The sequence below is a fragment of the Lacipirellula parvula genome (assembly GCF_009177095.1).
Taxonomy (GTDB): Bacteria; Planctomycetota; Planctomycetia; order Pirellulales; family Lacipirellulaceae; genus Lacipirellula; species Lacipirellula parvula.
This window is the reverse complement of the sequence record NZ_AP021861.1, coordinates 647,566-672,918: the sequence shown is the minus strand read 5'-3', so window position 1 is coordinate 672,918 and position 25,353 is coordinate 647,566. Positions and strand designations below refer to the sequence as shown.

The following is a 25,353-nucleotide window of genomic DNA, read 5'->3' as shown; positions in this document are numbered from 1 at the left end:
GCAGCCGGAATGGTTCGCTTCAGCTAGAATCAAACCATGCCAGCGGCTCGCTTCACCACCTGCTCGACTCTCGCTCTGCTGCTGACCGCCGCGTGCGCGGAGCTCGGTCACGCCGCCAATTGGGCGGTCACCCGCGTCAATCACACGCTGCTCACGCCGCCGACTGGCGTCACCGTCGCCGAGATGAGCGGCGTCACTTACGTCGGCGAGGTCGACGGCCTCTCCCGATTCATCGCCGCTGAAGAAACGAAGGGCGAACTCATCCAGTTCGATCTCGCGTTCAACGCTGCGGGCGGCATCGCCAGCGTTACGAACATCACGCCGATCGATCTCGTCGCCACAAACGATTTTGAGGGGATCGCGTACACGAACCCGGCTCGCAACAGCGTCTTCCTCGCCTCGGAGAATGGCGTCGGCCTCCGCGAAGTCAGCCTTGCGACCGGCGCCAATCTGCAGAACGTCACGCTCCCCGCAGTATTCGCCAACGCCCGGGCGAATCTGAGCTTTGAATCGCTCACCCGTGCCGCCGACGGCCGAGCGATGTGGACCGCCAACGAGCAAGCCCTCACGGTCGACGGCCCGACGGCGACCGCCGCGGCTGGAACGACGGTGCGACTCTTGAAGCTGAATGTCGACGGCAACGCCGTGACGCCCAGCTCGCAATTCGCTTACCAGGTTGATCCGATTCACGGGACGTCAACGCTCGGCTCGCCGCAGAGCGGACTCTCCGACCTGACGCTCATGCCCGACGGCACGCTGCTCGCGCTCGAACGCTCGGTCGCCGTGACGACGCCAATCTACCGCGATCGAATTTACGAAGTCGATTTCACCGGCGTTACCGACGTCAGCGTTGCTCCCTACGATGCGGGGCTCTCAGGAAAATCGTTCACTGCCGTCGGCAAGTCGCTGCTCTGGTCGGGCGCCATCGACGCCGGCCTCGGCCAAAACATGGAAGGGCTGACGCTCGGCCCGCGACTCCCTAACGGCGACTGGTCGCTCATCGGCGTCGTCGACAACGGCGATGGTTCCAGCGGCAACACGCTCGTCGCGTTCACGGCGCACCTCGTTCCCTCGGCAGACTTCAACGCCGACGGAGCGATCGACGGCGCCGATTTCTTGCAGTGGCAGCGGGGTGCAGGGCTCGCCGCGAATGCGACGCATCAAGAGGGCGACGCGAATCTCGACGGCAAGATCGATGCGGCGGATCTCAACATCTGGAAGGCCGCGTTCGGCGGGGCGGCGGCGTCAGCGGTTCAACCAATCCCCGAACCCGTCGCCGCCACGCTGGCCATCATCGCAATAGCCGCGATCCATCCGCGCATAAAAAAGCCGCGATCGTCGATCGCGGGCATTTGATCGCGGCCATCTAACCCCGAATCATCAAGCGGCCAAGAGCGGGTGAAGGGAATCGAACCCTCGCCTAAAGCTTGGGAAGCTTTCGTTCTACCATTGAACTACACCCGCAAGACTATCCAAGTCTACTCCACCCTCCTGGCGATGAAAAGCCACCGGCGTTCGCCCGCGGCAATCGCCGCGTCCTGCGACTCCGACCGCTAGCGCTCGCCCTTCGCGGCCGGCGCTTCGTTATCTTCCTGGTCGGCGTCCTTCGTGAGCGCATCCAACCGCCGGGTGAGCTCATCCTCTTCGGCCGCCCCTTCGAGCGACGTCAAAAAATCCTCTTCCTCGGCATTGATAGCGGCAAGTTCGTTCCGCACGAGCTCGACCGTCTCGTGCAGTGCTCGCGGCGCGGCGACGAAACGGCGTTCGCTCTTGCTGAGCCCGTCGTAGTAAAGCCGCACGAACGAGCGGTGCGCCGCCAGCTGTTCGAGTTGCTCGACGAATCGTGCGATCTCGCCTTCGCTCAGCTGGCCGCGACGGGCGACGATCGTGGCGTCGATTTCATTGAGACCTTCGTGATAGCCGCGGATCTGGGCGTTGAGCTCGGCCAAGTTGACGGTCACCGGCTCCGCTGGAGCTGGCGGGACGACTGGCGGCTTCGCGGCAACCTTGGGCGTGACCGGGGTCGTCGGCGTTGGCGTCGCTTCGACGACGGTCTTCGCTGGAGCAGTGAGTTCGTTCAGCTGCGTCTCGGCGGGCGCTGCTGCGGGCGTCGACCGTTCTGCCACGGCAGCCGGTGCGGGGGCGGCAGGTTTCATCACCGGCGGTTGTTCGAGCGGCTGCGCGTTCTCGCTCGCGCGCTGCTGCGGTGCGGCAGCAACCACCGGCGGCGTCGGGGCAGGGGGGGCTTGGCGCGGAGTCTCCTTAGCAAGCGCGACTCGTGGCTTTTCCGCTGGAGCTGAAGTCGGAGGGGAAGTTGGCGCCGGTGCAGGAACGACCGGCTTCGCCGCGACGATGCGCTTTGGCGGCGCCTCCGGCTGAGCAGACGCTTCCGCCTGGTGCGATCGCGGCGTCAAACGAATCTCTTTCGCTCGCGGCGGCGTGTACGCTTGATTCGGTTTCAGGGTAACGTCGCGCGGAGGTTGTGCTGGCTGCGCAGCGGGCGCCTTCGCTGCTGCAGCTGTCGGAGGCGCCGGGACAGGAGAGTCGGTCGCAGGCAGCTCAGCAACGACGACTGGCTTGCCGAACGCCGGCGTCGCGGGAAACTTCCCGCTCTCGCCCGGCAACGAGGCTACAACCGCGGCCCGCAGCCACTGCTCTAGCAGCTGCGCATCGGCCGGCGACTGCGGCGACTTCGCGAAGGCTGCGAGCGTCTGTTCCAACTCAGCTTGCCGCGCCGTCCGCGTCCGCCCATCGTGTCGCCACGACATTTCGATCTGGAACCGCACGTCCGACGCGAGCGATTCGACGCGGACGCCGTCTCCCTCGCCAGTCGGCTGCGCCGTCACGCCTAGGCCCAAGATTCCGAGCGCCACCAAGGCGCTCACAATCGTCGTCATTCTCTCACTCATTGTTGCCCTCGCCATCGCTGATTGGCCATCCTCGCCGCGTTTCCTTGCCCGCTCCCGCTCGTGCGCGAGACAGATTGGGGATTTCCGTCCCCGCACTTTCCGCTCAAATTAATACCGCGGGCAACATCCGCACGCACCGACCGACGATCGGTGCGCATCGCCACTCGTTGCTCGCAGTTGCACAAAGTTAGAACCTCGCCAACCCAAGTCAAAAACCGACGCCGCCTGCCGCGCATGATCGACCGCTCTCTGCTGAAACCGCTGCTGCTCGTGACGGTCGTGCTGGTTCTGCCGCTGGCGATCCTCGCGTTTCACGGCGAGGCGTACGCCGACGCTCTGCAGAAATGGCGGGACGATCCCCCGCCGCGGCCGATGCTCGCCCTGGCCGTCGTCGCCATCCTCGCCAGCGACGTCCTGCTGCCGATTCCCTCAGGCCCGGTGAGCACGCTCGCGGGGAGCCAACTCGGCTTCGCGCTGGGGACGGCGGCATCGGCGCTTGGCATGACGCTCGGCGCCGCGATTGCCTTCGCCCTCGCGCGACGTTGGGGCAGACCGCTGGCGGAGCGCTTCGCCTCGCCGGCAGCCCTCGCCGACGCCGATCGCGCGTGCCAGGAGCACGGCCCGTGGGTACTCGCATTCACGCGACCGCTGCCGATCATCGCCGAAGCGGCGGCCTTGGTACTCGGAGCGCTGCAAATGTCGTGGCGAACCTTCCTGCCGCCGGTCGTCGTCAGCAATATCGCGATCGCCGCGGGGTACTCGGTCCTTGGCGTTCAAGCCGCTTCGGGAGGCTGGCTCCCTATCGCACTTGCCGCGAGCATTGCGGTACCGCTGGCGATTGCCGCGCTCGTTCGCCGGCGCTGGAAGTAGCCGGCGCCGGCTTGGAAACGGGCAGGCTCTCGCTTGTTAGAATGACCTTCAATCACTCCACGCACTCTTCGAGCTTTTCATGCCAGATCAATCAGACGCCGCGCAGGCCGCCGCTGAAACGCAACAGATGCTCGTCGAGTGCCGAGCGCTGCTCGCCGACGATCACTTCGTGTACATCTCCGGCGATCACGGCAGCGGCTGGGTCGACAAAGACGCGATCTTCGTCGACTTACAGCGAGTCCGGCAGCTCACGCAGTTACTAGCCGCCGCCGTCCGCGACCTCAAGACTGAGATCCTCTGCGGCCCGGCGACCGGCGGCTTGATCGTCGCGCAGTGGACGGCTTACGAACTTGGCCTGCCCGCCGTCTTTGCCGAGCACACGCAACCGCGCACCTCGCAGCAGCTGCGCGGCGAGTTTACGTTCCACCGCGGCTACGATCGCCTCGTAACGGGGCGCCGCGTGCTCGTCGTCGACGACGTCGTCAACACGGGGCTCTCCGTTCGACAAACCGTCGCCGCCGTGCAAGCCGCCGGCGGCGAGGTCGTGGCAGCAGCGGCGCTCGTCCATCGCGGCAACGTCGACGCGGCGGGGCTTAGCGTGCCAGAGTACCGCTACCTCATGGAATATGACATTCCCGATTGGACTGCGGCCGAATGCCCCCTGTGTCGAGCGGGCGTTCCGGTGAACACGCGCTACGCTCACGGCCAGGATTATCTCGACGCCCAGCAACAACGGGCCGCCGATGCGTGAAGCGGGCTAAGCGACGAACGTCCTTCGCGCCACGTTCGCATTCTCTTCATCTTGCCCGGCTAGGCTGAGAAGTGTTCTTCACCACTTCGTCGCCCCAGGCTGATCGCAAGATGCTTTCCGCTGAAGATTTTCGCCGCCACGCTCGCCGCTCAGGCGGCGTCGACCGTCGTCTGTTCATGGCCTTCGTCGGCAGCCTCACCGCCGCGCCCCTCGTGCGAGCGGCCGATTTAATTGGCTCTCGTTCCCCGCTTGGCGACAATCCGTTTCAGCTCGGCGTCGCCTCGGGGGATCCCGACGCCAGCAGCGTGCTGCTCTGGACGCGACTCGCGCCGCAGCCGCTCAAGCCCGCTGGCGGAATGAAGCCCGAGCCCGTGCAAGTTCGCTGGGAGATCGCCGAGGACGATAAGTTCGCCAAGGTCGTCAACAAAGGCCGCGTCACCGCGACGCCGCAACTCGGCCACTCGGTCCACGTCGCCGCCGACGGGCTGCAGCCCGATCGTTGGTACCACTACCGCTTCATGGTCGGCGACGAGGTGAGCCCCGTCGGTCGCACGCGCACTACGCCGGCGGCTCACGTGACTCCCGACCGCTTCAAGTTCGCCTTCGCCTCGTGCCAACATTACGAATCGGGCCACTACGCCGCCTATCGCCACATGGCCGAGCAAGATCTCGACATGGTGGTCCACCTCGGCGACTACATCTACGAAGGCAAGGCCGGCAACGACGGCGTCCGGCGCCACGTCGGCAAGGAAATTGAATCGCTTGACGACTACCGCATCCGGCACGCCCTCTATCGCAGCGATCCGCTGCTGCAGGCGATGCATCAGCAGTGCCCGTGGATGGTTACTTGGGACGATCACGAGTTCGACAACAACTACGCCGGAGCGATCTCAGAGAAGCACGGCGTCGATCCAATCGAATTTTTGATTCGCCGCGCGAACTCCTACCAAGCCTACTACGAAGCGATGCCGCTGCGGCGGCGTTCATTGCCCACCGGCCCCGACATGCGGCTCTATCGCAAGCTGTCGTTCGGCAATCTCGCCGACATGCTAGTCCTCGACACGCGGCAGTATCGCAGCGACCAACCTAACGACGATCGCGGCCACGCGATCAACGACGATTGCCGGTCGCCCGACGCGACGATGCTCGGCCAATCACAACGCCAATGGCTCGAGTCATCGCTGCTGCAGTCGCAGTCAACATGGAACGTCCTGGCTCAACAGGTGATGATGGGAACCGTCGACCATCAAAAAGGCGAAAAGCAAGAGTTCGCGATGGACCAGTGGGCCGGCTACCTCCACGAGCGAAACGGCCTGATGTCGTTCCTCGCCGAGCGGCGCGTCCCGAACCCCGTCGTCATTACCGGCGACATTCACTCGAACTGGGTGAACGATCTGCGCGTTGACGACTTCGACGCCGGCGCCCCCGTCGTGGCGACTGAATTCGTCGGCACGTCGATCTCCAGCGGCGGCAACGGCCCGAAGGACTCGAAGGCGATGGAGCAACTGCAGCGCGAGAACGCCTGCGTGAAGTTCCACGACCGCCAACGCGGCTACGTTGCCTGCGAGCTCAACGCCGACGAGTGGCGAAGCGACTACTTCGTGGTCGACGACGTCACGCAGGCCGATAGCAAAGTCGAGAAGTTGGCGACGTTCGCCGTTGCCGCAGGTCGCCCGGGAGCCGAGCGAGCTTAGAACTCGCTTCACTCATTCGCTGCGTTGAGCAGAATGCGACGCAGCGATCTTGCGAGAAGCCTGGTCGCGTCGCGGGCGTTCCCCAAACGCCCGCGACGCGCGCAACCAGAACTTATCCAACGAGAGCTTGCTCAGCGACTAGCTCCGCCGACGAGCGGCCAGCCTAAGAGCAGCGACGCCGAGTAGGCTGAGGCCGATGGTTCCCGGCTCCGGCACTGCGGCCACCGGCGGCGCGGTTTGGCCAAAGTTCGCCTTCCACGTCGCTAGATCGGCGGGGCTGGTCGGCGTCGGCGAGCCGCCGCGCTGCCAGACGAGGAAGTCGGCGCCGTCCACCTTGTTGTCGCTGTTGAAATCGCCAGCCAGTCCAGGAGGCGCTAGACTGGTAACGGTCAGGTTATCGAACAACGTGAAGACCAACGATGGGTAACGAGCGGTGCTGGTGTTCACGTCGGAAGCGCCAATCAGAATGTTCTGACCACCGAGCGTGACGCTTGCCGCATCCACCGTGGCGATCAAATTATCATTGATCGTCCAGGTGACGGTATTGCCATCCTTGGTCACCGTGATCTTCTGCCAGGCAAAGCCGATCGAACCAGCTGCAGAATTCCCAATCATTGGGTTGGCGATCGGGGTCGGCGTGGTAGGTTCCGTGTACTCATTCGCAGCAATGGTCTGCTGCACCGCCGGAGCTGAGACCGGAGGGAACAGGTTCGTATAGAATGCACTGTCGCTTTTCAGAGCATCTGCAGCGGCGCCTGCCGCGTAGACGCCCGCCGTTGTTCCAGCGATTGGCGCCGTCACGCCTGGCAAAAATGCGCGATAGTCATCGGCAATGCCGCCGTCGCCTGTCGTCGCGAATGCGACGCCATCGGTGGTTCCCGTAGCTATTGCCCCTGGCTGACCGAAAACCGTCGGGGTAGCCCCCGCAGTTCCTACGCCGAAATAGACGTTGTTTGTCCCGCCCTGGGAATTGACGTTATCGCCGAGGTTGCCGTTGTAGCCAAAGTAGTTGGCCCAGGCATAAAACTCCAACTTGTAGCTCGTCCCAAAGCTCTTCCCAGTCGGCGACAACGAGAGGCCCGAAATCGTACCAGTCGGCCGCGTCGTCACCGGAGCTTCAGGCGTGCCGGGTATGTTCGCCCGCAACCGTAGGCCGAGCGTATCGCCCGATCCCGGGGCCGCCGGAATACCGAGTGCGCTGTAGTCAAACGCGAACGTCGCCGATTGCTTCGGGATGCTCGCCGCCGGCCCGGCGTTGATTGTCCACGAAGCGCTCGAATTGACGTTGAAGTTGTCGCTGAACAGAACTTGTGCCCTGGCACTAGCTGCCCCAAGCGTTAACGCGGCGAGACAGATGCAAACGCGCAGCGGAGAAATCTTCATGTGCCAACTCGCAAGAAAGCCGTGAGGAATGAAATCTGCACAACCGAATCGCTCGTCGTGGCCGCCGAAGCCGAGCCGTCGCGACGCATCCTCTCGACATAACGCGCTCCTGTCAAATTTACTTTCCCGCGAATGCGCATTTGCGAGAAATTGCGCGTCAAACTTGATGAAGCCTCCCAATGGAGGCGATTTTCTCGACGAAATTCGTCGTTCACACCCCCGTCTCCAGGCTAGCTATACTGGAAAACCGTTCCAAAACTCCTCGTCTCCTCAATTCGGCAAACCGCGCAATCGCCGACCCATCTAGGATTGCTCGTCATGCCATCGTCGCCACGTCTCGCCCCGCTCACGGGGGCTGTGCGCGCTCGTCTGCAGCGCGCTCTGTTGTTCGCCATTCTGTTCTGCTCGATTCCCTTGTTAGCAATGAGCGCTCACGCTCAGCAGTTTCCTTTCGGAACGCAGCATCAAGCCTACCGCCCGGGAACTCTCACCCCCACCAACTTCACGCGCACGCAGCTCAACCAACAGGTCGCCAACTATTACGACGTCTGGAAGGGCCGCTGGCTCGCCGCCGATTCTGCCAGCAGCGGCTGGCGCGTGAAGTCCGACTCCTCAGGCCGCACCGTCTCCGAAGGACAGGGATACGGCATGGTGATCGTCGCCGCGATGGCCGGGCACGATCCGCAAGCCAAAACGATCTTCGACGGCCTGTGGAAGTTCCGGCTCGCGCACCCCAGTACAATCGACAGTCGCCTCATGGACTGGGAAGTCCCCAATCCGGACGGCAACGACAGCGCCTTCGACGGCGACGCCGACATCGCTTACGGCCTGCTGATGGCCCACGCCCAATGGGGCAGCAGCGGCGCTATTGATTATCTCGCTGCCGCGAGAAATGTGATCGCCGGCATCCGCGCCTCGACCATCGGCCCGCAAAGCCGGCTGCCAATGCTCGGCGATTGGGTCAGTCCGAACGGTTCGACCTACAGCCAGTGGACCACGCGATCGTCCGACTTCATGCCGGGCCATTTCCGCGCGTATGGCGAGGCCACCGGCGATCCCGCGTTCTGGAACAGCGTCGTCACCGCGACGCAAAACGTCGTCACCGACATCCAGTCGAACGAGTCGGCCAACACCGGCCTGCTCCCCGACTTCATCAAGCTCGTCGGCGCCTCGCGCGATCCGCAACCCGCGCCGAACTTGCTCGAAGGCGCCAACGACGGCAACTACTGGTACAACGCCGGTCGAGATCCGTGGCGGCTCGGCGTCGACGCCATCCTCAACAACGATCCCGTCACGCTGGCGCAAGTGCAAAAGATCTCCGACTGGGCTCGCACGAGCACCGGCGGCGACCCCAACAAAGTTCGCGGCGGGTATAAGCTCGACGGCACGCCGCTCAACAGCTGGCAAGACATCTTCTTCATCGCCCCGCTGGCCGTGGCCGCGATGACCGGCGAGGGCGCCGTCGATCAGCAGTGGCTCAACAGCCTCTACAGTCGCGTTTACCAATCGCACAATACGGGCGACTACTACGGCGACGCCGTGACGCTGCAATCGCTGCTCGCCGTGACCGGCAATTTTTGGGATCCGATGGCGGTGCTCAGCACGGCGACGCCCGGCGACTTCGATCATGACGGCGACGTCGACGGCGACGACCTCACCCGCTGGAAGACTAACTTTGGCGTTGGCAATCAGGCTGACGCAGACGGCGACGGCGATACGGACGGGGCCGACTTTTTAGTTTGGCAGCGGAACTATCAGCCAGCGTCCAGCGTCGCGCGAACCGGCTCCGCTACGACGACTGCAGTCCCCGAACCGAGCGCTGCGTGCCTCGCTTGCTGGTTGGTTGCAGCGGCCATGGGTTCAAGCATCCGCCGACGCGCCGGTTAACGGCGCGCTGCATCTCGCCCCGGCAATCGCCCGCTCAGCAGTTCCGCGAGCGGCCGCGTCGTCTCGAACTCCGCCAGCACGATGCGGAGCATCGCCATGATCGGCACCGCCAAGAACATGCCGACGATCCCCCACAGCAACCCCCAGAACGCGAGCGACAGCAGGATCGTTACCGGGTGAAGTTCCAGGCCGTGCGACATCAACCGAGGCGCCACGAAGCTCCCAATGACGACGTGAATTGCCGCGGGAATGGCCACGACGGCGACGATCAGCCACGGGTTGTTGAACGCCGCGAAGGCGATCGGAATCGGCAAGAGCGTCGAGACGATCCCGCCGATGTTCGGAATATACGTGAGGATGAACACCAGAAACGCAAAGAGCCACGCCATCGGCAGGCCCAGCATCCACAGCACGCAACCGACCAGCGTCGCCGTGAGCGTGGAGATGATGGTCATTTCGACCAGATATTCGCGAAACGTCCGCTCGATGTCGGCCATGATGCCCGTGCGGCGCTTATGGGAATCGCGCCCGAACAGGAGGAACACGACGAAGATAATCACCAGCAGCGTGTGCGAGATCACCCCCATCAGCAGACCGGCGCTTTGCGTGACGTACTGCGGCACGCGCTCCTCGATCAGCGAGACGACCTTCGCCTGATCGATTTGAATGTGCCGCGACTGCAAACTGTCGAACAGCCGTTCGCTCAGATCGCCGACCTGCTGCCCGTAGTCGCTGGCAACGGCGACCATCGCTTGAAACGCGGCGACGAACGCCAGACTGAGCAGCGATATCAACGCAGCGACCACCAAGAGCGTCGTCACCACCGCGATCCATCGCGGAAAGCGCAGCCGCGTCACCTGGTAGTCAAAAAAAGGCGCCACTACCGTCGTGATGAAGATCGCCAGCACGAACGGAATCATCACGTCGCGCGTGTAAGCAAGCGCAAACGCCAGGGCGACGGTGGCCAGGATCATCAACGACCCGACGGCCAGCCAAACTTGCTCTTTGCGGAGGCGTCTGTGTTCCATGCAAAAAAGGCCGCAAAAAAGTACGATGACCGCTCCGCGTTAGCGATGCGACGGCGTCGACTCATCGCCGATTGAACAGGTTCCTACGATTGTCGCTGGCGAAGTTCCCTAAGCACTTTTTCCGCGCCGGACAGCCCATGCTGCTTCGCTAAGTCCAGCAATCTCGTCGTATCAAGATCATATCTCTTGATGAGAGATTCTAACTTTTCTCGCTGAATTGTGGGCCCGACGTCTTTGGCGCCCATCAGCATTCCAGCGATGACAAATCCAGGGAGAATGAGGAAATGCAGCGGACTGCCGCTCTCATCCTCAAACTGCCACAACTTATCTAGCCCAGTAAAGTGGATGGCGAGCGAGACGCCAACGCCCAATACCAATCCCACCCCCGCTCCGATCCAGCTAAGCTGAATTGTTCCCTTCCAACGATCTTTATTCTTCCCGGCTTGCTTAAGCGCCGACAAAAGAACGGCGTTGGTTTCAGGCCCGCTATTCACGAGGCCTGGCGGCTGCGTCCGCGATGCGAACTGGGCCGCGGTCTCCCCGCGCGAAGTCCAATTCCGCTCAAGCGAAACAGGCCCTTCCGGAATCAGCTTGAACTTCTTTCCGCAGAAATCGCAATGCAGAAATACCCAGCGACGCTCAGTTCGGTTCCACAGCCATCGCGTGTACCCAGTGTACTCTTCAGCTTCGCACGGTCGCTGCCGTCCGCAGATCTCACATGCAGACGACATCCACCCAGCGGCGACCTTCTCGCCGTGCTGCTCGTAAATCAGGCGAACGATGGCTCTTGCGAGGGATGACTCAAGGCTCATTTGCACGCACCTTCGATTTGCCTTGCGAGGCCAGGGGGCTTTCGACGAATCGCCGATCGCAGCGCTAACTCTAGCCGACTGCGGCACGCAGTATAAATCGACTTTATTGGTTGTGCATCCGAATTCAGCCTACCGTGGATCGTGCCGGCAATCAGCCGTCAAGCGATTCGCGGATTGATTGACCTGCGGTTGGAGCAATCCGGCCGGCCTACTCCTGCCAATGCCCCGGCATCCAATGCCAGCCGTCGACGCCCTCGACCCAGGCGCCGTTCACCCAAGTCGTGGCCGGCACGGCAGTCGCCACGTAGGCGCCGGGGATCCACACCCAGGTGCCGCGCCATTCCCAATGGCCAGGCTGCCAGGTCATCGCGGTCGACGCTGCGGGAGCCGCCGGCACAACTTCCTCGTACGCTTCGGGAACGGCCACCGGCTTCGCCACGACGACGCCTTGATTCGCCGCGGCCCAGTGAGCGTCCTCCCACACGTACTGGCCATTTTGATGTTGCCAGTATCCCGGCGTCCAATACGCATTGCTGAACGGCGGCTCCACCCAGGCGCCTTGATTCCAGACCCATTGATCCGGCGTACGATCCCAATGCCCCGCCACCCAGACGCCGCCCGTCGAAGGCGCCGGAGTAATCACTTCCTGCTGCGGCGCTGGAACCGGAATGTACGTCGGCGAGACGACTACTGGCTCGATCACTGCGGGAGCGGCAACAACCGGCGTTTCAACCACGGTCGGCGCTTCCACGACGACCGGCGCCTCAACGACCGCAGGGGTTTCGACGACCACCTGAGCGATGGTATCGCCGCCAATGGCTGCGACGCTCACTGCCAGAATGCTCGCTATGAGGCAATAAGAAGATCGTTTCATTGCTGCTCCCTCCCTGGTGAAATGCTGGGCGTCGGAACGAAACGGCCCTCCGCCACGGAGATCAATCTAATCGAGCCGGCTAGCGACGAAAACGGCAGTTAAACGATCGAGAGCTACTGCTCGCCCTCTGATTACAGGTCGATTCGCCGCAGTCTGAGGGCGTTCGCAATCACCGACACGGAACTAAGGCTCATTGCCGCAGCGGCGATCATCGGGCTCAGCAGCCAGCCGAAAACCGGGTACAGCACGCCGGCGGCGAGCGGGACGCCGAGGCCGTTGTAAACGAACGCGAAGAACAGGTTCTGGCGAATGTTGCTCATCGTATGTTCGCTCAGTCGGCGGGCGCGGACGATGCCGCGAAGGTCGCCTTTCACGAGCGTGACGCCGGCGCTCTCCATGGCGACGTCGGTGCCGGTTCCCATCGCGATACCGACGGCGGCGGCCGCCAGGGCAGGGGCGTCGTTGACGCCGTCGCCTGCCATCGCCACCGTGCGACCTTCGCTCTTGAGACGCCGCACCGCGTCAACTTTTTGCTCGGGCAGCACCTCTGCTTCAACCCGCGTGATCCCCAGCTTGGCGGCGACCGCTTCAGCGGTCCCGCGACTATCCCCCGTAAGCATCACGATCTCAATCCCTTCCTCGCGAAGCATCCGCAGGGCCTCGACCGTCGATTCCTTCACTGGATCGGCAACGCCGAGCAGCCCCGCCAACTGGCCATCGACGGCAACAAACATCACCGTCTGCCCCTCGCGGCGGCCACGCTCGGCAAGTTCCTGCACGGCATCGATCGCAGCGTGCTCCGCAGTCATCAACGACGCATTGCCGACGGCAACGCGGAGACCGTCGACAACGGCGACCACGCCGCGGCCGGTGGTTGATTGGAAGTCGCTCGCTGCGGGCGCCTCGAGACCGCGTTCCTCGGCGCCGTGAACGATCGCCGCTGCGACCGGGTGTTCGCTGCTCCGCTCGACGCTGGCGGCGAGCCGCAGCAGATCCGCTTCATTCCAACCTTCGCTTGGAGTTACCGCCACAAGCCGCGGTTTTCCTTCGGTCAGCGTCCCTGTCTTATCGACGACGAGAGCGTCGACTCGCTCCAGCGTCTGCAACGCCTCGGCGTCACGAACCAGCACCCCGGCGCGGGCGCCGCGGCCCACAGCCACCATGATCGACATCGGCGTGGCAAGTCCGAGCGCACAAGGGCAGGCGATAATCAACACGGCCACCGCGTTCACCAATGCATACGCCAACCGAGGCTGCGGACCAATCGTCGCCCACGCGATGAACGTGACGACCGCCACGGCGAGCACCGCCGGCACGAAGTAGGCTGCCACTTGATCGGCCAGCCGTTGAATCGGGGCCCGGCTCCGCTGCGCTTGGCCGACCATTTGAATGATCTGCGCCAGCATCGTTTCGCTGCCGACGCGCTCAGCCGTCATCACCAGCGAACCGGTCCCATTGACCGTACCGCCGATGACGCGGGCGCCGATAGCTTTCTCCACAGGAATCGGCTCGCCGGTGATCATCGATTCGTCGACATAGCTCGAACCGTAGACAACTTGCCCGTCGACCGGCACTTTCTCGCCCGGCCGAACACGCAGCCGGTCGCCAGCGGCCACTTCGTCGAGCGGCACATCCTCTTCACGACCGTCAGCGCCGATGCGGCGAGCCTGCTTCGGCGCCAAGTCGAGCAACGCACGAATCGCAGCGCCCGTTTGATGGCGCGCCCGTAGCTCCAGCACTTGCCCCAGCAGCACGAGCGTGACGATCGTCGCGGCCGCTTCAAAATAGAGGGCCGCCTCGCCGTGCATGTGGAACGATTCAGGAAACCACTGCGGCGCCAACGCAGCGAAGACGCTGTAAACGTACGCCGTTCCCGTGCCGACGCCGATGAGCGTGAACATATTGAGCGCGCGATTCTCGATTGATCGCCATGCCCGCACGAAGAACGGCCAGCCGCCCCACAGCACGACCGGCGTCGCGAGGGCAAGTTCCACCAGCGGCAACGCACGGCCTGGAAACCACGCGTGGAACTGCTCTACGAAAAACATCCGCGCCATGGCGAGCGCAACCAGCGGCACCGTGAGCGCCGCACAAATCCAGAACCGCCGCATCATGTCGACGAGTTCGGCATTTGGCTCGTCGCTCGCGGCGACCATCATCGGCTCCAGCGCCATGCCGCAGAGCGGGCAGTCGCCGGGGCCGTCGTTCACAATCTCGGGATGCATCGGGCAGGTGTACTGTCCCGACGCGGCATGCCCGCCGGCCGGCTTCGGCATGCGCTTCGACTCGCCGCCGTGGCAGCAACTGCCGTGGCCCGCTTCCGTCTTTGCTCGCGATGGATCGAGATACTTCGCCGGATCAGCGGTGAACTTCTCCAAACAACCGCGACTGCAAAAGTAATAAGTCTGCCCCGCGTGCTCAGCATGCAGCTTTGCCGTCGCCGGATTGACGGTCATGCCGCAGACCGGGTCGAGGACCTGCGGCGGCTCGCTCGCTCCCGGCAGCGCGATGTCGTGGAGTTGATGATCCATCGTGTTCGATCAGACGAAGCTCAGCCCTTCGCCCACTTCTCCGGAATGCGGCAGAGCGACGCGAGCAGCAAATCTCGAATCGCCGTCAGATCGCGCGGCAGGCGATCGTACAGCTTGAAGAACAGCTCGTTGTGCGACGCGATCTCCTGAAACCACTCGTCGCGGTTCACATGCATCGCTTCGTCGAACTGCGCCTTCGTGTAGTCGAGGCCGCGCCAGTCGATATCGCTATACTTCGGCGTCCAGCCGAGCGGACCTTCGAACGCCCGCGCTTGGCCTTTCGCGCGGCGAACGATCCACTGCAGAATCCGCATGTTGTCGCCAAAGCCTGGCCACAGGTAATTCCCCTCGGCGTCTTTGCGAAACCAGTTGACGATGAAAATCCGCGGCGGGTTCTGCAGCTGTTGGCCAAAGCTGAGCCAGTGGCTGAAATAGTCGGCCATGTGATAGCCGCAGAACGGCAGCATTGCGAACGGATCGCGACGCACTTGGCCGATCTTGCCGAAGGCAGCGGCCGTTTGCTCGGAACCGATCGTCGCGGCGCCGTACACGCCGAACTGCCAATTGAACGACTGCGTGATCAGCGGCTGCGTCGTCTGCCGGCGACCGCCGAAGATGAACGCCGTGATCGGCACGCCAGCCGGGTCGTTGTGGGCGGGGTCGGCCGAAGGGCATTGGTCGAACGGCGCCGTGAACCGCGAGTTCGGATGCGACGACTTCCCTTCGCTTGCCGGCGTCCAATCGTGCCCTTGCCAGTCGATGAGATGCGCCGGCGGTTCCGCGGTCATTCCCTCCCACCAGACATCGCCGTCGTCGGTAAGCGCGACGTTGGTGAAGATCGTGTTCTCGCGAATCGAAGCCATCGCGTTGGGATTGGTCTCTTCATTCGTCCCCGGAGCGACTCCGAAGAAACCCGCCTCCGGATTGATCGCATAGAGCCGGCCGTCTTTTCCCGGTTTGATCCACGCAATGTCGTCGCCGACGGTGGTCACCTCCCAGCCTTCTTGTTTGAAGTGCTTGGGCGGAATGAGCATCGCGAAGTTCGTTTTGCCGCAGGCGCTGGGGAACGCGGCGGCGACGTAGCTCTTCTCGCCGTCGGGGCTCTTCACGCCCGAGATCAGCATATGCTCGGCAAGCCACCCCTCGTCGCGAGCCATCACTGAGGCAATCCGCAGTGCAAAGCACTTCTTGCCAAGCAGGGCGTTGCCGCCGTAGCCGGATCCGTAGCTCCAGATCGATCGCTCTTCAGGAAAATGAACGATGTACTTGTTCTTCGGATCGGCCTGGCAAGGCCACGCGACATCCGTATCGCCTGGTTGCAACGGCGCTCCGACCGAGTGGAGGCATTTCACGAACTCCCCGTCGCCCAGCACCTCCAGCACGCGCCCGCCCATGCGAGTCATGATCCGCATGTTCGCCACGACATACGGCGAATCGGTCAGCTGCACGCCGATGTGCGCGATCGGCGAACCGACCGGCCCCATGCTGAACGGAATGACGTACATCGTCCGCCCGCGCATGCAGCCGGCGAACTTTGGCGTTAGCAGCGCCTTCATCTCCGGCGGCGCCATCCAGTTATTCGTCGGCCCCGCGTCGCCTTGATGCACTGAGCAGATGTACGTGCGATCCTCGACGCGAGCCACGTCGCTCGGATGGCTGCGGGCGAGAAAACTCTTGGGCCGCAGCTTCGGGTTCAGCCGAATCATCGTCCCGCTGGCGACCATCTCCTCGCACAGGCGGTCGTATTCAGCCTGCGAACCATCGCACCAGTAAATCTTTTCGGGCTGGCAGAGAGCGGCAAACTCGTCGACCCAGGCAAGGAGTTCGCGATTCTTCGTTTGCGGCTGATTGACGGCGGCGGGCATGGTCGGTTTCCTTCCTACGGCATGCATTAGCGGTGGCAGATGACCAGTAGTCTACATGATTTTCTCCCCACGGCGGTCTGTGATTCTAAGATCCGCTCAAGCAAATGCGATCATCGAATGCGAGCGTGCGCACCCGGAGCTCATCGCTGTGAATCTCGTGAAACGAAAAACGGCTCGCCGCGATCGAATCGCAGCGAGCCGTTTTAGTACGCTATACGTGAGGAAAATTATTCTTTAATGAGATCCCGCACCGTCTTCCCGCCAGGGATCATCGGCAGCACGTGCTCTTGATAAGGAGCAGCCACGTCGAGGACGTACGGCCCGTCATAGGCAATCATCTCTTCGATCGCCGCCGGCAGGTCGGACTTCTTGTCGACGTACGCGGCGCCGCAGCCGAAGCCTTTGGCGATGCCGACGAAGTTCGGATAGCGCTCGGCGTGGTTCAGCGAACCGATGCCGTCGCCTTGGCCCGACCATTCGGGGTTATCGATCGGACCGAGGTAGGTGTGGGCGCGGTTGCCCTGCATGAACCGGTCTTCCCACTGCACCACCATGCCGAGGTGCTGGTTGTTGAGCAGCAGCACCTTCACTGGCAGCTTTTCGCAAACGCAGGTGGCGAGTTCTTGGATGTTCATCAGGAAGCTGCCGTCGCCGTCGATGTCGAAGCAAAGGCGGCCGGGGTTCGCAGCCTGAGCGCCCATCGCGGCGGGCAGGCCGAAGCCCATCGTGCCGAGGCCGCTGCTGCAGAGCCAACGACGCGGTTCGAGGAACTTGTAAAACTGTGCGGCCCACATCTGATGCTGGCCGACGCCCACGGCAATGACCGGATCCTTTTCGATCGTCATTTCCCACAGCGTGCGAATCGCGTGCTGCTGGAGAATGCCGGGGTACTGCTCGTTGTACTTGAACGGCTCGTCGTTCTTCCAACGCATGCACTGGTCGACCCACTCAGAGATATCTTCCGGGGCTTCGACGATCTTGTTCAGTTCGTCGAGGGCGAACTTCACGTCGCTGCAGACCGGAATGTGAGCCGGCTTGTTCTTGTTGAGTTCCGACGCGTCGATGTCGACGTGGATGATCTTGCCATGCTTGCAGAACTCTTCGACCTTGCCGGTAACGCGGTCGTCGAAGCGGACGCCGAGCGCGATCAACAGGTCGGCCTGATCGACGGCGTAGTTCGCGTAGATCGACCCGTGCATGCCGAGCATGTCGAGGCAGAGCGGATCGGTCGACGGGTAGATGCCGAGCCCCATCACCGTCGTGGTGATCGGAATGCCGGTCTTGGCGACGAGCTTGCGGAGCGCCTCTTTCGCCTCGGCAGTGACGATGCCGCCGCCGGCGTAGATGATCGGCCGACGGGCCCGCTTGATCGCGGCCGCCATTTGGTTGATCTGTTCAGGGCGAGCTTTCGGCGATTCGACCTTGTAGCCGGGGAGGTTCAGCGGCTCGTGGTAGTTCGGCACGCACGAGTCCATCTGGACGTTCTTCGGCATGTCGATCAACACCGGGCCAGGACGGCCGGTGGTGGCGATGATGAACGCCTCGCGCACGACGCGGGCGAGATCGTTCACATCGGTCACCAAGTAGTGATGCTTCGTGATACCGCGGCAGACTTCGACGATCGGCGTCTCTTGGAACGCATCGGTGCCGATGACGGCGGTCGGGACTTGGCCGGTGATCGCGATGAGCGGAATGCTATCGAGCTTCGCGTCGGCGATCGCGGTGACGAGGTTCGTCGCGCCAGGACCGCTGGTCGCCATACAAACGCCGACTTGGCCGGTGCTGCGCGCCCAACCTTGCGCGGCGAACGCGCCGCCTTGTTCGTGGCGAGGGAGGATCGTCCGCAGCTTATCGCCAAAGCGAGTGAGGGCCTGATGCAGCGGCATGCTGCAGCCGCCAGGGTACGCGAAGATCGTCTCTACCCCGTGATTAACCAGCGATTGCACCAAGATATCGGCGCCACTGACTAATTCTTCTTTCACGCGGGGTTTCTCGATCGTTGCCATAGGAGGCGCCTCAGGTCTTCGAAAACGGGATAGGACGGGGAGCGACGGCGGCAGTAGCCGCGGCAAAGTGCTCCGTAAACCTGTTTATGGTAAACGGATGGGTGGCCGGAAACAACCTTCCAGCCCTGGCGGCTAGCGGCAACTCGGGGGATGCCGGGGCCGGAAAATCCCGCACCACGGGACTTTTCGGCGGTACGGAGAGGGAGGCGGGCCGCCGGCAGAAGGTTCGGGGCAGGGGAGCCAGTGCGGCCCGGCAGGGGCTAGCCGTTAACCCGACGGGGAATCGTGAAGGAGTAGAGGACGACCACCGCTCCGCCGCCCATCAGGCTCCAGGGCGCCCAATCGGGCGGCACGACCACTTTCTGCTCGGCCGACGGGACGCCTTCGGGCTTCTTCAGAACGGCTCGTTCGACAGCCAACGCCTCGACTCCCAGCAGGCAGCTGTAAACGCCGAGCGCCAGAAACATTGAGCGAAACATTGGTCGGGACTCCATGCCGAGGGGAGGGGCCGCCGGCGGGACCAAAGGGGGTCCTAGATCCGCGGCTTCCATCAATTGATATCGGAAGGGAGTGCTAGCGTCCTGAACCCAGGCCGCCCGCCTCCCCAACGAGTTCTTGACCCTCCCAAACCGCTTACGCCACCTGTGCCGATTGTCCGGCAACCAATTGCCGGCCAGCTCATATTGAGCCGCCAGTAGACAATCGGTAGCATCGCGACGCCTCGAACTCCCTCGTCCTCCCTCCTCGCGAGACCGGCGCATGCCAGCCAAGCTAACCGTTCTACTCACCTGCAAGGATGAACGGTCGAACATCGGCCCCTGCCTCGATAGCGTCGCTGGACTGGCCGACGAGATTCTGGTGGCCGACTCGGGCTCGACGGACGGCACGCTGGAGTATGCCCGCAGCCGACCCGACTGCCGCGTCATCGAGCGCGAATACATCACGGCCGGCGATTTCAAAAACTGGGCGATTCCCCAAGCCAGCTGCGAGTGGGTGCTCATCATCGACGCCGACGAGCGCGTCTCGCCAGCGCTGGCCGCCGAGATCCGTAAAGCCATCGACAGCAATCCCGACTGCGATGGTTATTGGCTCGGCCGAGCCAACCACCTCATGGGTCACCGCGTCCACTACACCGACTGGGCTCGCGATCAACTCGTGCGGCTCTTCCGCCGCGATCAGGGCCGCTACGAAGGCCCCAGCGATCACGGCAATGTGAAAGTGCGGAGCGAACGCTGCGGCTCGCTCACCGCATTGCTCGATCACTACACGCTCTGGTCGTGGGCGACCTATCTTCACAAGTTCGATCGCTACACCCGCGTGCAAGCGGAGCAATGGTATGCTCGTGGCCGCCGGCCAAGCTACGCCCGCATGCTATTCTCGCCGCCGCTACGATTCTTCCGCGACTACATCCTCCACCGCGGCTGCCTCGACGGCATGGTGGGGCTGCAGATCTCGTGGATGAGCGCGTTCTACACATTTATGAAGCAGGCTCGCCTGTGGGAACTCCACCACGGTCTGCAGCAAAAGGACGTCGAACCCGAAGCGATCGCCAAAGCCGAACGCCGCGCCGCGTGAGCCGCGGGTCAACGCCCCGCCGGAGCGGTGCTGAGTAAATGGCGAATGCTGAATGTGGAATGGGGCGAGCGTTGCTCTCCACTCCATCGTTGCGGTAGCTATCCAACTCCCCATTCCACATTCCGCATTCCCCATTCGAGTTCGCTCCGGCGGCTCGTTGAGCCGCGGCTACTCATCTCGCGCGTAGCCGCCTACAATCACCTCCGTGGCGATGGAAACTGCCGCGGGGGAACTCGCCGACGCCGCAGCGGCGTTGCGGGGGTTGCCCGCTCAACTTGAGACGCATCCCGACTTTTCCGAAGTCCTGACGAGCTTGGCCAACGGCCAGGCGGGGACGCTCGGCGGAGTCTGGGGGTCTTCTCGCGCGCTGGTCGCCGCGGCGCTCTCCCGCCGCTGTCCGCGGACGCTCACGGTCGTCCTGCCTCACGCGGCCGACGTTGATCAACTCATCGACGACCTCGCCGTCTTTACCGACGCTGCCGCGGAAGCCTTTCCCGCCACTGAAGCCGACGCCGGCAATCGGATCGTGCAGGACGAGAACTTCGGCCAGCGGCAACGGCTCATCAAACGGCTCGCTGCCGCCAACGCGCCGTCGATCGTGGTCACCTCGATTCAGTCGCTGCTGCAGCCGCTGCCGAGCGAGGAGCAACTCGACGCGGCCAACCACCGCATCGCCGTCGGGCAGCGGCTCGACCTCAATGCGTTCACCCATTGGCTCGCCGAGCGAGGCTGCCAGGGAACGACCGCCGTCGAACTGCCGGGCGAGTTCTCCCTCCGCGGCGGCATCCTCGACGTCTTTCCGCCCGACGCCACCGATCCGCTGCGGATCGAGCTGTTCGACGAAGAGGTCGAATCGATCCGCACGTTCGACGTTGCGACGCAGCGGAGTCTCGCCAGCCTGCCGACCGCCGACGTCACCGTGCTGACGGCCGACGTCAAACTCCGCACGCACTATGCCAGCTACCTGCCCGAAGGAAGCTGGTTCATGCTCGTCGAGCCGACCGACCTCGACGAAGAGGGCAAGCATTACCATCGCCGGCTTGAGCATCCCGAGGAGTACTTCGCCACGTCGGTGGCGATGACCGAGATGCTAAAGTTCCCGTCGGTGACTGCCGCGGGCGTGCCGGCCGGTTCCTACGAAACAACGGCCCACTTGCAGTTCGAATCGGTCGAGCAATTCAGCGGCGACGTCGCCCGCGTCCGCGGCGAACTCGAATCGGCCTCGGTCGGCCAGCACGTTTACCTCGTGTGCGATACCGACGCCGAGGTCGAACGCCTCGGCGAGGTTTTCCGCGAGACGCGGCTCGCGCAAGAGGGCCGGCTCCACTTCGCGCGGGGACGGCTGAGCCATGGCTTTCGTGTGATCAGCGTGAACCCTGAGGCTCCCTCCCCCTCGAGGGGAGGGTTGGGGAGGGGGGCAGAAGCGGATGCGGCCATCAACTCAGAGCGTGTTGCAAATCAAACAGGCCTGATCCTCGTCAGTGCCGCCGAGCTCTTCCATCGCACCGAACTCTCGCGTCCCTCGCAGCGGCCCACCGGCCGCGCGATCGACAGCTTCCTGCAACTCCGCGAGGGCGACCTCGTCGTCCATCTCGCCCACGGCATCGGCCGCTATCGCGGGCTGAAGCTGCTCGACAAAGAGGCGGGCGCTGAGGAGCATCTCGAACTCGAATACGCCGAAGGGACGCGGATCTTCGTCCCCACGAGCAAGATCGAGCTCGTGCAGAAGTACGTCGGCGGCCGCAAGGCGAAGCCGATGCTCGCCAAGATCGGCGGCACGGCGTGGCTGCGGCACAAGAAGGCGGCAGAGCGGGCGGTCGAAGACCTCGCCGTCGACATGCTGCAGGTGCAGGCGGCCCGCGAAGCACGGCCCGGCATTTCGTTTCCCGCCGATACGCCGTGGCAGCAAGAATTCGACGCCGCGTTTCCCTACCAGGAAACGCCCGACCAACTCACCGCGATCGCGGCGATCAAGCAAGACATGCAGCTCGCTAAGCCGATGGACCGCCTCCTGTGCGGCGACGTCGGCTTCGGCAAAACCGAGATGGCGATCCGCGCCGCCTTCAAAGCCATCGACGCTGGCTACCAGGTGGCCGTGCTCGTGCCGACGACGATCCTCGCCGAGCAGCATCGCCGCACGTTCACGCAGCGGATGGCCGAGTTCCCGTTCCAGATCGGCGCCGTCTCGCGGTTCTGCACCGCGAAAGAAGAACGCGAGATTCTCAAGAAGACAGCAGACGGCACGATCGATCTGCTGATCGGCACCCACCGCCTCGCGTCGGCCGACGTGCAGTTCCAGAATCTGGGGCTCGTGATCATCGACGAAGAGCAACGCTTCGGCGTCGCGGTGAAGGAACGATTGAAAGCCCTCCGCGCGAGCGTCGACGTGCTGACGATGACCGCCACGCCAATCCCGCGAACGCTCCACATGTCGCTCCTTGGTGTGCGAAGCATCTCGAACCTCGAGACGGCGCCGAAGGATCGCCTCGCCGTCGAAACGCGGATCGCCCGCTTCGACGATACGCTGATCCGCCACGCGATCTTGCGGGAGCTGAATCGCGGCGGGCAAGCCTACTTCGTTCACAACCGGATTCACGATATCCAGAAGGTCGCTCACGAGCTCCAGCGGATCGTCCCCGAAGCGACCATCGGCATCGGGCACGGCCAGATGCACGAAACCGAGCTTGAGGAGGTGATGCTCGGCTTCGTGCGGCACGAGTTCGACATCCTGCTCGCCACGACGATCGTCGAGAGCGGCCTCGACATTCCCAACGCGAACACGATCTTCATCGACGACGCCGACCGCTACGGTTTGGCCGACTTGCACCAGCTGCGGGGCAGGGTGGGGCGGTACAAGCATCGGGCCTACTGCTACCTGCTGGTCGACCAGAAGAAGCACCTCTCGCCGGAGGCGGCGCGGCGGCTGCGGGCGATTGAGGAGTTCAGCCAAATGGGCGCCGGCTTCGCGCTCGCCATGCGGGACCTTGAACTCCGCGGCGCCGGCAATTTGCTCGGCACCCAGCAGAGCGGCCACATCGCGGCCGTGGGCTATGAGCTTTACTGCGCGCTGCTGGAGAAGGCGGTCCGCGAACTGAAGAAGCTGCCGCCGAAGGATTCGGTCGATGTTTCGATCGATCTGCCAGTCGCCGCTTACTTCCCGGAGCGGTATCTTCCCGACATGCGGACGAAGATCGATCTCTACCGCCGCCTGGCGCGGATCGGTTCGGAAGGCGACCTCGACGACCTGCACGCCGAACTGGCCGACCGCTTCGGCGAAGTGCCGCCGCCGGTCGAGCAACTGGTGGAACTGGCCCGCCTGCGAATTTGGGCTCACCAGAACCTGCTTGAGGCGATCCACCTCGAAGGGAAGTACGCCGTCCTCACCTACACGAATCGCGGCCCGCTGAGCCGACTGGTGGAGCGGAGCGGCGGGATGTTGCGGGTCGCGGACGCCCGTTCGGCGTACCTCGTGCTGGGCCCCGACGCCGACGAGCCGGAGCGGGTGCTATCGCGGCTGAAATCTCTCTTGCGGCCAGAGGGGGTCGCTCCCTAGAATCCCGCCGCCTTGGGCTCCCCGGCGGAGTCTTTCAGCGATCCTGCGCGCGATCATCGCCGCCTGTTCCGGCGGCGTTCGCGGCTTGTCGTCCATTGTTTGAACTGAGAACAGCTTCGTGCTGCGACGAACTCTCATCTTGATCGGCGGTTGGTTAGCGGCAGCGCTATTGCCGCTTGCTGCGCGCGGACAGTCGTCGTTTGAACCGCCGCCGGTGCCTAGTTCGATGGCGGCGGGCCCGTCGTCGCCGAGCGCCTCGGCCGTTCGCGGCGTGCAAGACAACGTCGATCCGATGAAGAGCCCGGCAATGCCCGCCGGCGCCGCGGGCGCCCCAGCTGCAACCTTCGTCGCCCCGAGCCAAGCGTCAGTGGCGGCGACCGAACCGCTCGGTCCGCCGATCGTCCCGACCGACGCTCAACCGATCACCGGCAGCGAGATCGTCGCCCGCGTTGAAGACCAAGTGATTCTCGCCAGCGACGTGCTGTGGCAAGTCCACCGCCTGATCGACTCGGCCGAGAAGTCGAAGAACATGAAGGTGCCGCCCGAGCAGCGGGCCCAGGTCGAGCGGCTCTACCTCGAAAAGATGGTGACGAACCTGATCGACACCAAGCTGCTGTTCGCCGATTTCCGCCGGACGTTGCCGCCGGAAAATCTCGCCCACGTCGAAAAGACGCTGGCCGAGCCGTTTGAAGCGAACGAACTCCCGAAGCTTTACGAAGTCTACGGCGTGAAGGACCGCGTGCAACTGGACGCGGCGCTTGCCGTTCATGGTTCGTCGCTCAAAGACGTTCAGCGGCAGTACGTCGAGAAGCAAGTCGCCGGCGAATGGCTGCGGCAGCGGATGCCGAAGCTCAAAGTCGTCACTCAAGAGGAAATGGTCGCCTACTACCAGGATCATCTGAAAGAGTACGAATACCCCGGCAGCATCAAGTGGGAAGAGCTGATGGTTCGCTTCGACCGCTGCGGCGGCGATCGCGATCAGGCCTGGCAACAGCTCGCCGGCATGGGGAATGAAGTTTGGGCGATCGTGAAGATCACCCCCGGTTTGCGAGGCCCCGTCTTCGCCAACGTGGCGAAGGCAAAGTCGCAAGGATTCACGGCCGCCGAAGGGGGTCTGCAGGAAACTTCCCCCGGCTCGCTGATGTGCGAGGAGCTGAACTCGGCGCTCGAAACGCTTGAACTAGGCCGGATGAGCAACCCGATCGAAAGCGCGCAAGGCTTCCACATTGTGCGCGTGCTGGATCGCAAGCCGCCGGGGCGGACGCCGTTTACCGAGGCTCAGGCCAAGATTCGCGAACTCCTCGAAGCGGAGCAGAAGGAAGTCCTCGTTGCCGAGGAACTGGTTAAGCTCCGCAAGAACGCCCGCGTCTGGACGATCTTCCACGGCGATCTCAACGGGCCGCGGTTAACCGAACTGCTCGACAACAAGCCGGTGAGGCGTTGAGCGAGGGTTCAGTTATCGGGGTTCAGGGTTCGGGGAGGACAGCTGAACCCTTGCTCCTATGCGGGTTCTCCACGCTCCCCTCGTTCCCACGCTCCGCGTGGGAACGCCGCCCCCGCCGCTCTGCGGCCATCCGGATGGCTGGATTACAACGTCGTCAGGTAGCAGGAAAAT

The 25,353-nt window shown here is 63.6% G+C and carries 17 protein-coding genes and 1 tRNA gene; 8 read left to right on the top strand and 10 right to left on the bottom strand.

The annotated features are described in order from the left end of the window. Positions 1-36: 36 nt before the first annotated feature. Positions 37-1,356, top strand: a complete 1,320-nt coding sequence (locus tag PLANPX_RS02530; RefSeq protein WP_152097202.1) for an esterase-like activity of phytase family protein — start codon at positions 37-39, stop codon at positions 1,354-1,356. A gap of 37 nt (positions 1,357-1,393) precedes the next feature. Here the strand turns inward: PLANPX_RS02530 and PLANPX_RS02525 are convergent. Together PLANPX_RS02525 and PLANPX_RS02520 are read right to left on the bottom strand one after the other, a co-directional pair. After that, a tRNA-Gly gene (locus PLANPX_RS02525) sits at positions 1,394-1,464 on the bottom strand. An 89-nt stretch (positions 1,465-1,553) separates the two neighbouring features. Continuing rightward, entirely contained in the window at positions 1,554-2,897 is a 1,344-nt protein-coding gene (locus tag PLANPX_RS02520) for a hypothetical protein (protein WP_152097201.1), read from the bottom strand. A 246-nt stretch (positions 2,898-3,143) separates the two neighbouring features. Between PLANPX_RS02520 and PLANPX_RS02515 the strand changes: the two genes are divergently transcribed. The 3 genes from PLANPX_RS02515 to PLANPX_RS02505 all read left to right on the top strand — a co-directional run bounded on the left by PLANPX_RS02515 (position 3,144) and on the right by PLANPX_RS02505 (position 6,224). Then, the gene (locus PLANPX_RS02515) at positions 3,144-3,779 is read left to right on the top strand and encodes a TVP38/TMEM64 family protein (RefSeq protein ID WP_152097200.1); all 636 of its coding nucleotides are present in this window, start codon (positions 3,144-3,146) and stop codon (positions 3,777-3,779) included. A gap of 79 nt (positions 3,780-3,858) precedes the next feature. Then, on the top strand, positions 3,859-4,530 hold the full coding sequence (locus PLANPX_RS02510; RefSeq protein WP_198421838.1) for a phosphoribosyltransferase family protein: 672 nt from the start codon (positions 3,859-3,861) through the stop codon (positions 4,528-4,530). 110 nt (positions 4,531-4,640) lie between these two features. Continuing rightward, on the top strand, positions 4,641-6,224 hold the full coding sequence (locus PLANPX_RS02505) for an alkaline phosphatase D family protein (RefSeq protein WP_152097199.1): 1,584 nt from the start codon (positions 4,641-4,643) through the stop codon (positions 6,222-6,224). A 138-nt stretch (positions 6,225-6,362) separates the two neighbouring features. On the opposite strand, the gene PLANPX_RS02500 is transcribed toward PLANPX_RS02505, so the two are convergent. Further along, entirely contained in the window at positions 6,363-7,607 is a 1,245-nt protein-coding gene (locus PLANPX_RS02500; RefSeq protein ID WP_152097198.1) for a PEP-CTERM sorting domain-containing protein, read from the bottom strand. A gap of 423 nt (positions 7,608-8,030) precedes the next feature. Between PLANPX_RS02500 and PLANPX_RS02495 the strand changes: the two genes are divergently transcribed. Further along, positions 8,031-9,494 carry a glycosyl hydrolase family 8 gene (locus tag PLANPX_RS02495; RefSeq protein ID WP_172991815.1) on the top strand — a complete coding sequence of 488 codons (1,464 nt, stop codon included), beginning with the start codon at positions 8,031-8,033 and terminating at the stop codon, positions 9,492-9,494. Here the strand turns inward: PLANPX_RS02495 and PLANPX_RS02490 are convergent. From PLANPX_RS02490 to PLANPX_RS02460, 7 genes are all read right to left on the bottom strand, one after another. Then, on the bottom strand, positions 9,491-10,522 hold the full coding sequence (locus tag PLANPX_RS02490; protein WP_152097196.1) for an AI-2E family transporter: 1,032 nt from the start codon (positions 10,520-10,522) through the stop codon (positions 9,491-9,493). The genes PLANPX_RS02495 and PLANPX_RS02490 overlap by 4 nt on opposite strands. A gap of 83 nt (positions 10,523-10,605) precedes the next feature. Beyond that, positions 10,606-11,016, bottom strand: coding sequence for a hypothetical protein (locus PLANPX_RS02485; protein ID WP_152097195.1), 411 nt, complete (start codon positions 11,014-11,016; stop codon positions 10,606-10,608). A 526-nt stretch (positions 11,017-11,542) separates the two neighbouring features. Further along, the gene (locus tag PLANPX_RS02480) at positions 11,543-12,208 is read right to left on the bottom strand and encodes a YXWGXW repeat-containing protein (RefSeq protein ID WP_152097194.1); all 666 of its coding nucleotides are present in this window, start codon (positions 12,206-12,208) and stop codon (positions 11,543-11,545) included. Between the two features lie 131 nt (positions 12,209-12,339). After that, entirely contained in the window at positions 12,340-14,739 is a 2,400-nt protein-coding gene (locus PLANPX_RS02475; RefSeq protein ID WP_152097193.1) for a heavy metal translocating P-type ATPase, read from the bottom strand. A gap of 20 nt (positions 14,740-14,759) precedes the next feature. Further along, entirely contained in the window at positions 14,760-16,604 is a 1,845-nt protein-coding gene (locus tag PLANPX_RS02470) for a phosphoenolpyruvate carboxykinase (GTP) (RefSeq protein ID WP_152097192.1), read from the bottom strand. A 227-nt stretch (positions 16,605-16,831) separates the two neighbouring features. Continuing rightward, positions 16,832-18,610, bottom strand: coding sequence for a biosynthetic-type acetolactate synthase large subunit (ilvB, locus tag PLANPX_RS02465; RefSeq protein ID WP_152097191.1), 1,779 nt, complete (start codon positions 18,608-18,610; stop codon positions 16,832-16,834). Positions 18,611-18,870: 260 nt separating this feature from the next. Then, positions 18,871-19,089, bottom strand: a complete 219-nt coding sequence (locus PLANPX_RS02460; protein WP_152097190.1) for a hypothetical protein — start codon at positions 19,087-19,089, stop codon at positions 18,871-18,873. Positions 19,090-19,369: 280 nt separating this feature from the next. Between PLANPX_RS02460 and PLANPX_RS02455 the strand changes: the two genes are divergently transcribed. The 3 genes from PLANPX_RS02455 to PLANPX_RS02445 all read left to right on the top strand — a co-directional run bounded on the left by PLANPX_RS02455 (position 19,370) and on the right by PLANPX_RS02445 (position 25,182). Then, entirely contained in the window at positions 19,370-20,185 is an 816-nt protein-coding gene (locus PLANPX_RS02455) for a glycosyltransferase family 2 protein (protein WP_152097189.1), read from the top strand. A gap of 211 nt (positions 20,186-20,396) precedes the next feature. Continuing rightward, entirely contained in the window at positions 20,397-23,738 is a 3,342-nt protein-coding gene (gene mfd / locus PLANPX_RS02450; protein WP_152101771.1) for a transcription-repair coupling factor, read from the top strand. A 118-nt stretch (positions 23,739-23,856) separates the two neighbouring features. After that, positions 23,857-25,182, top strand: a complete 1,326-nt coding sequence (locus tag PLANPX_RS02445) for a peptidylprolyl isomerase (RefSeq protein WP_152097188.1) — start codon at positions 23,857-23,859, stop codon at positions 25,180-25,182. The last annotated feature ends 171 nt before the right edge of the window (positions 25,183-25,353 follow it).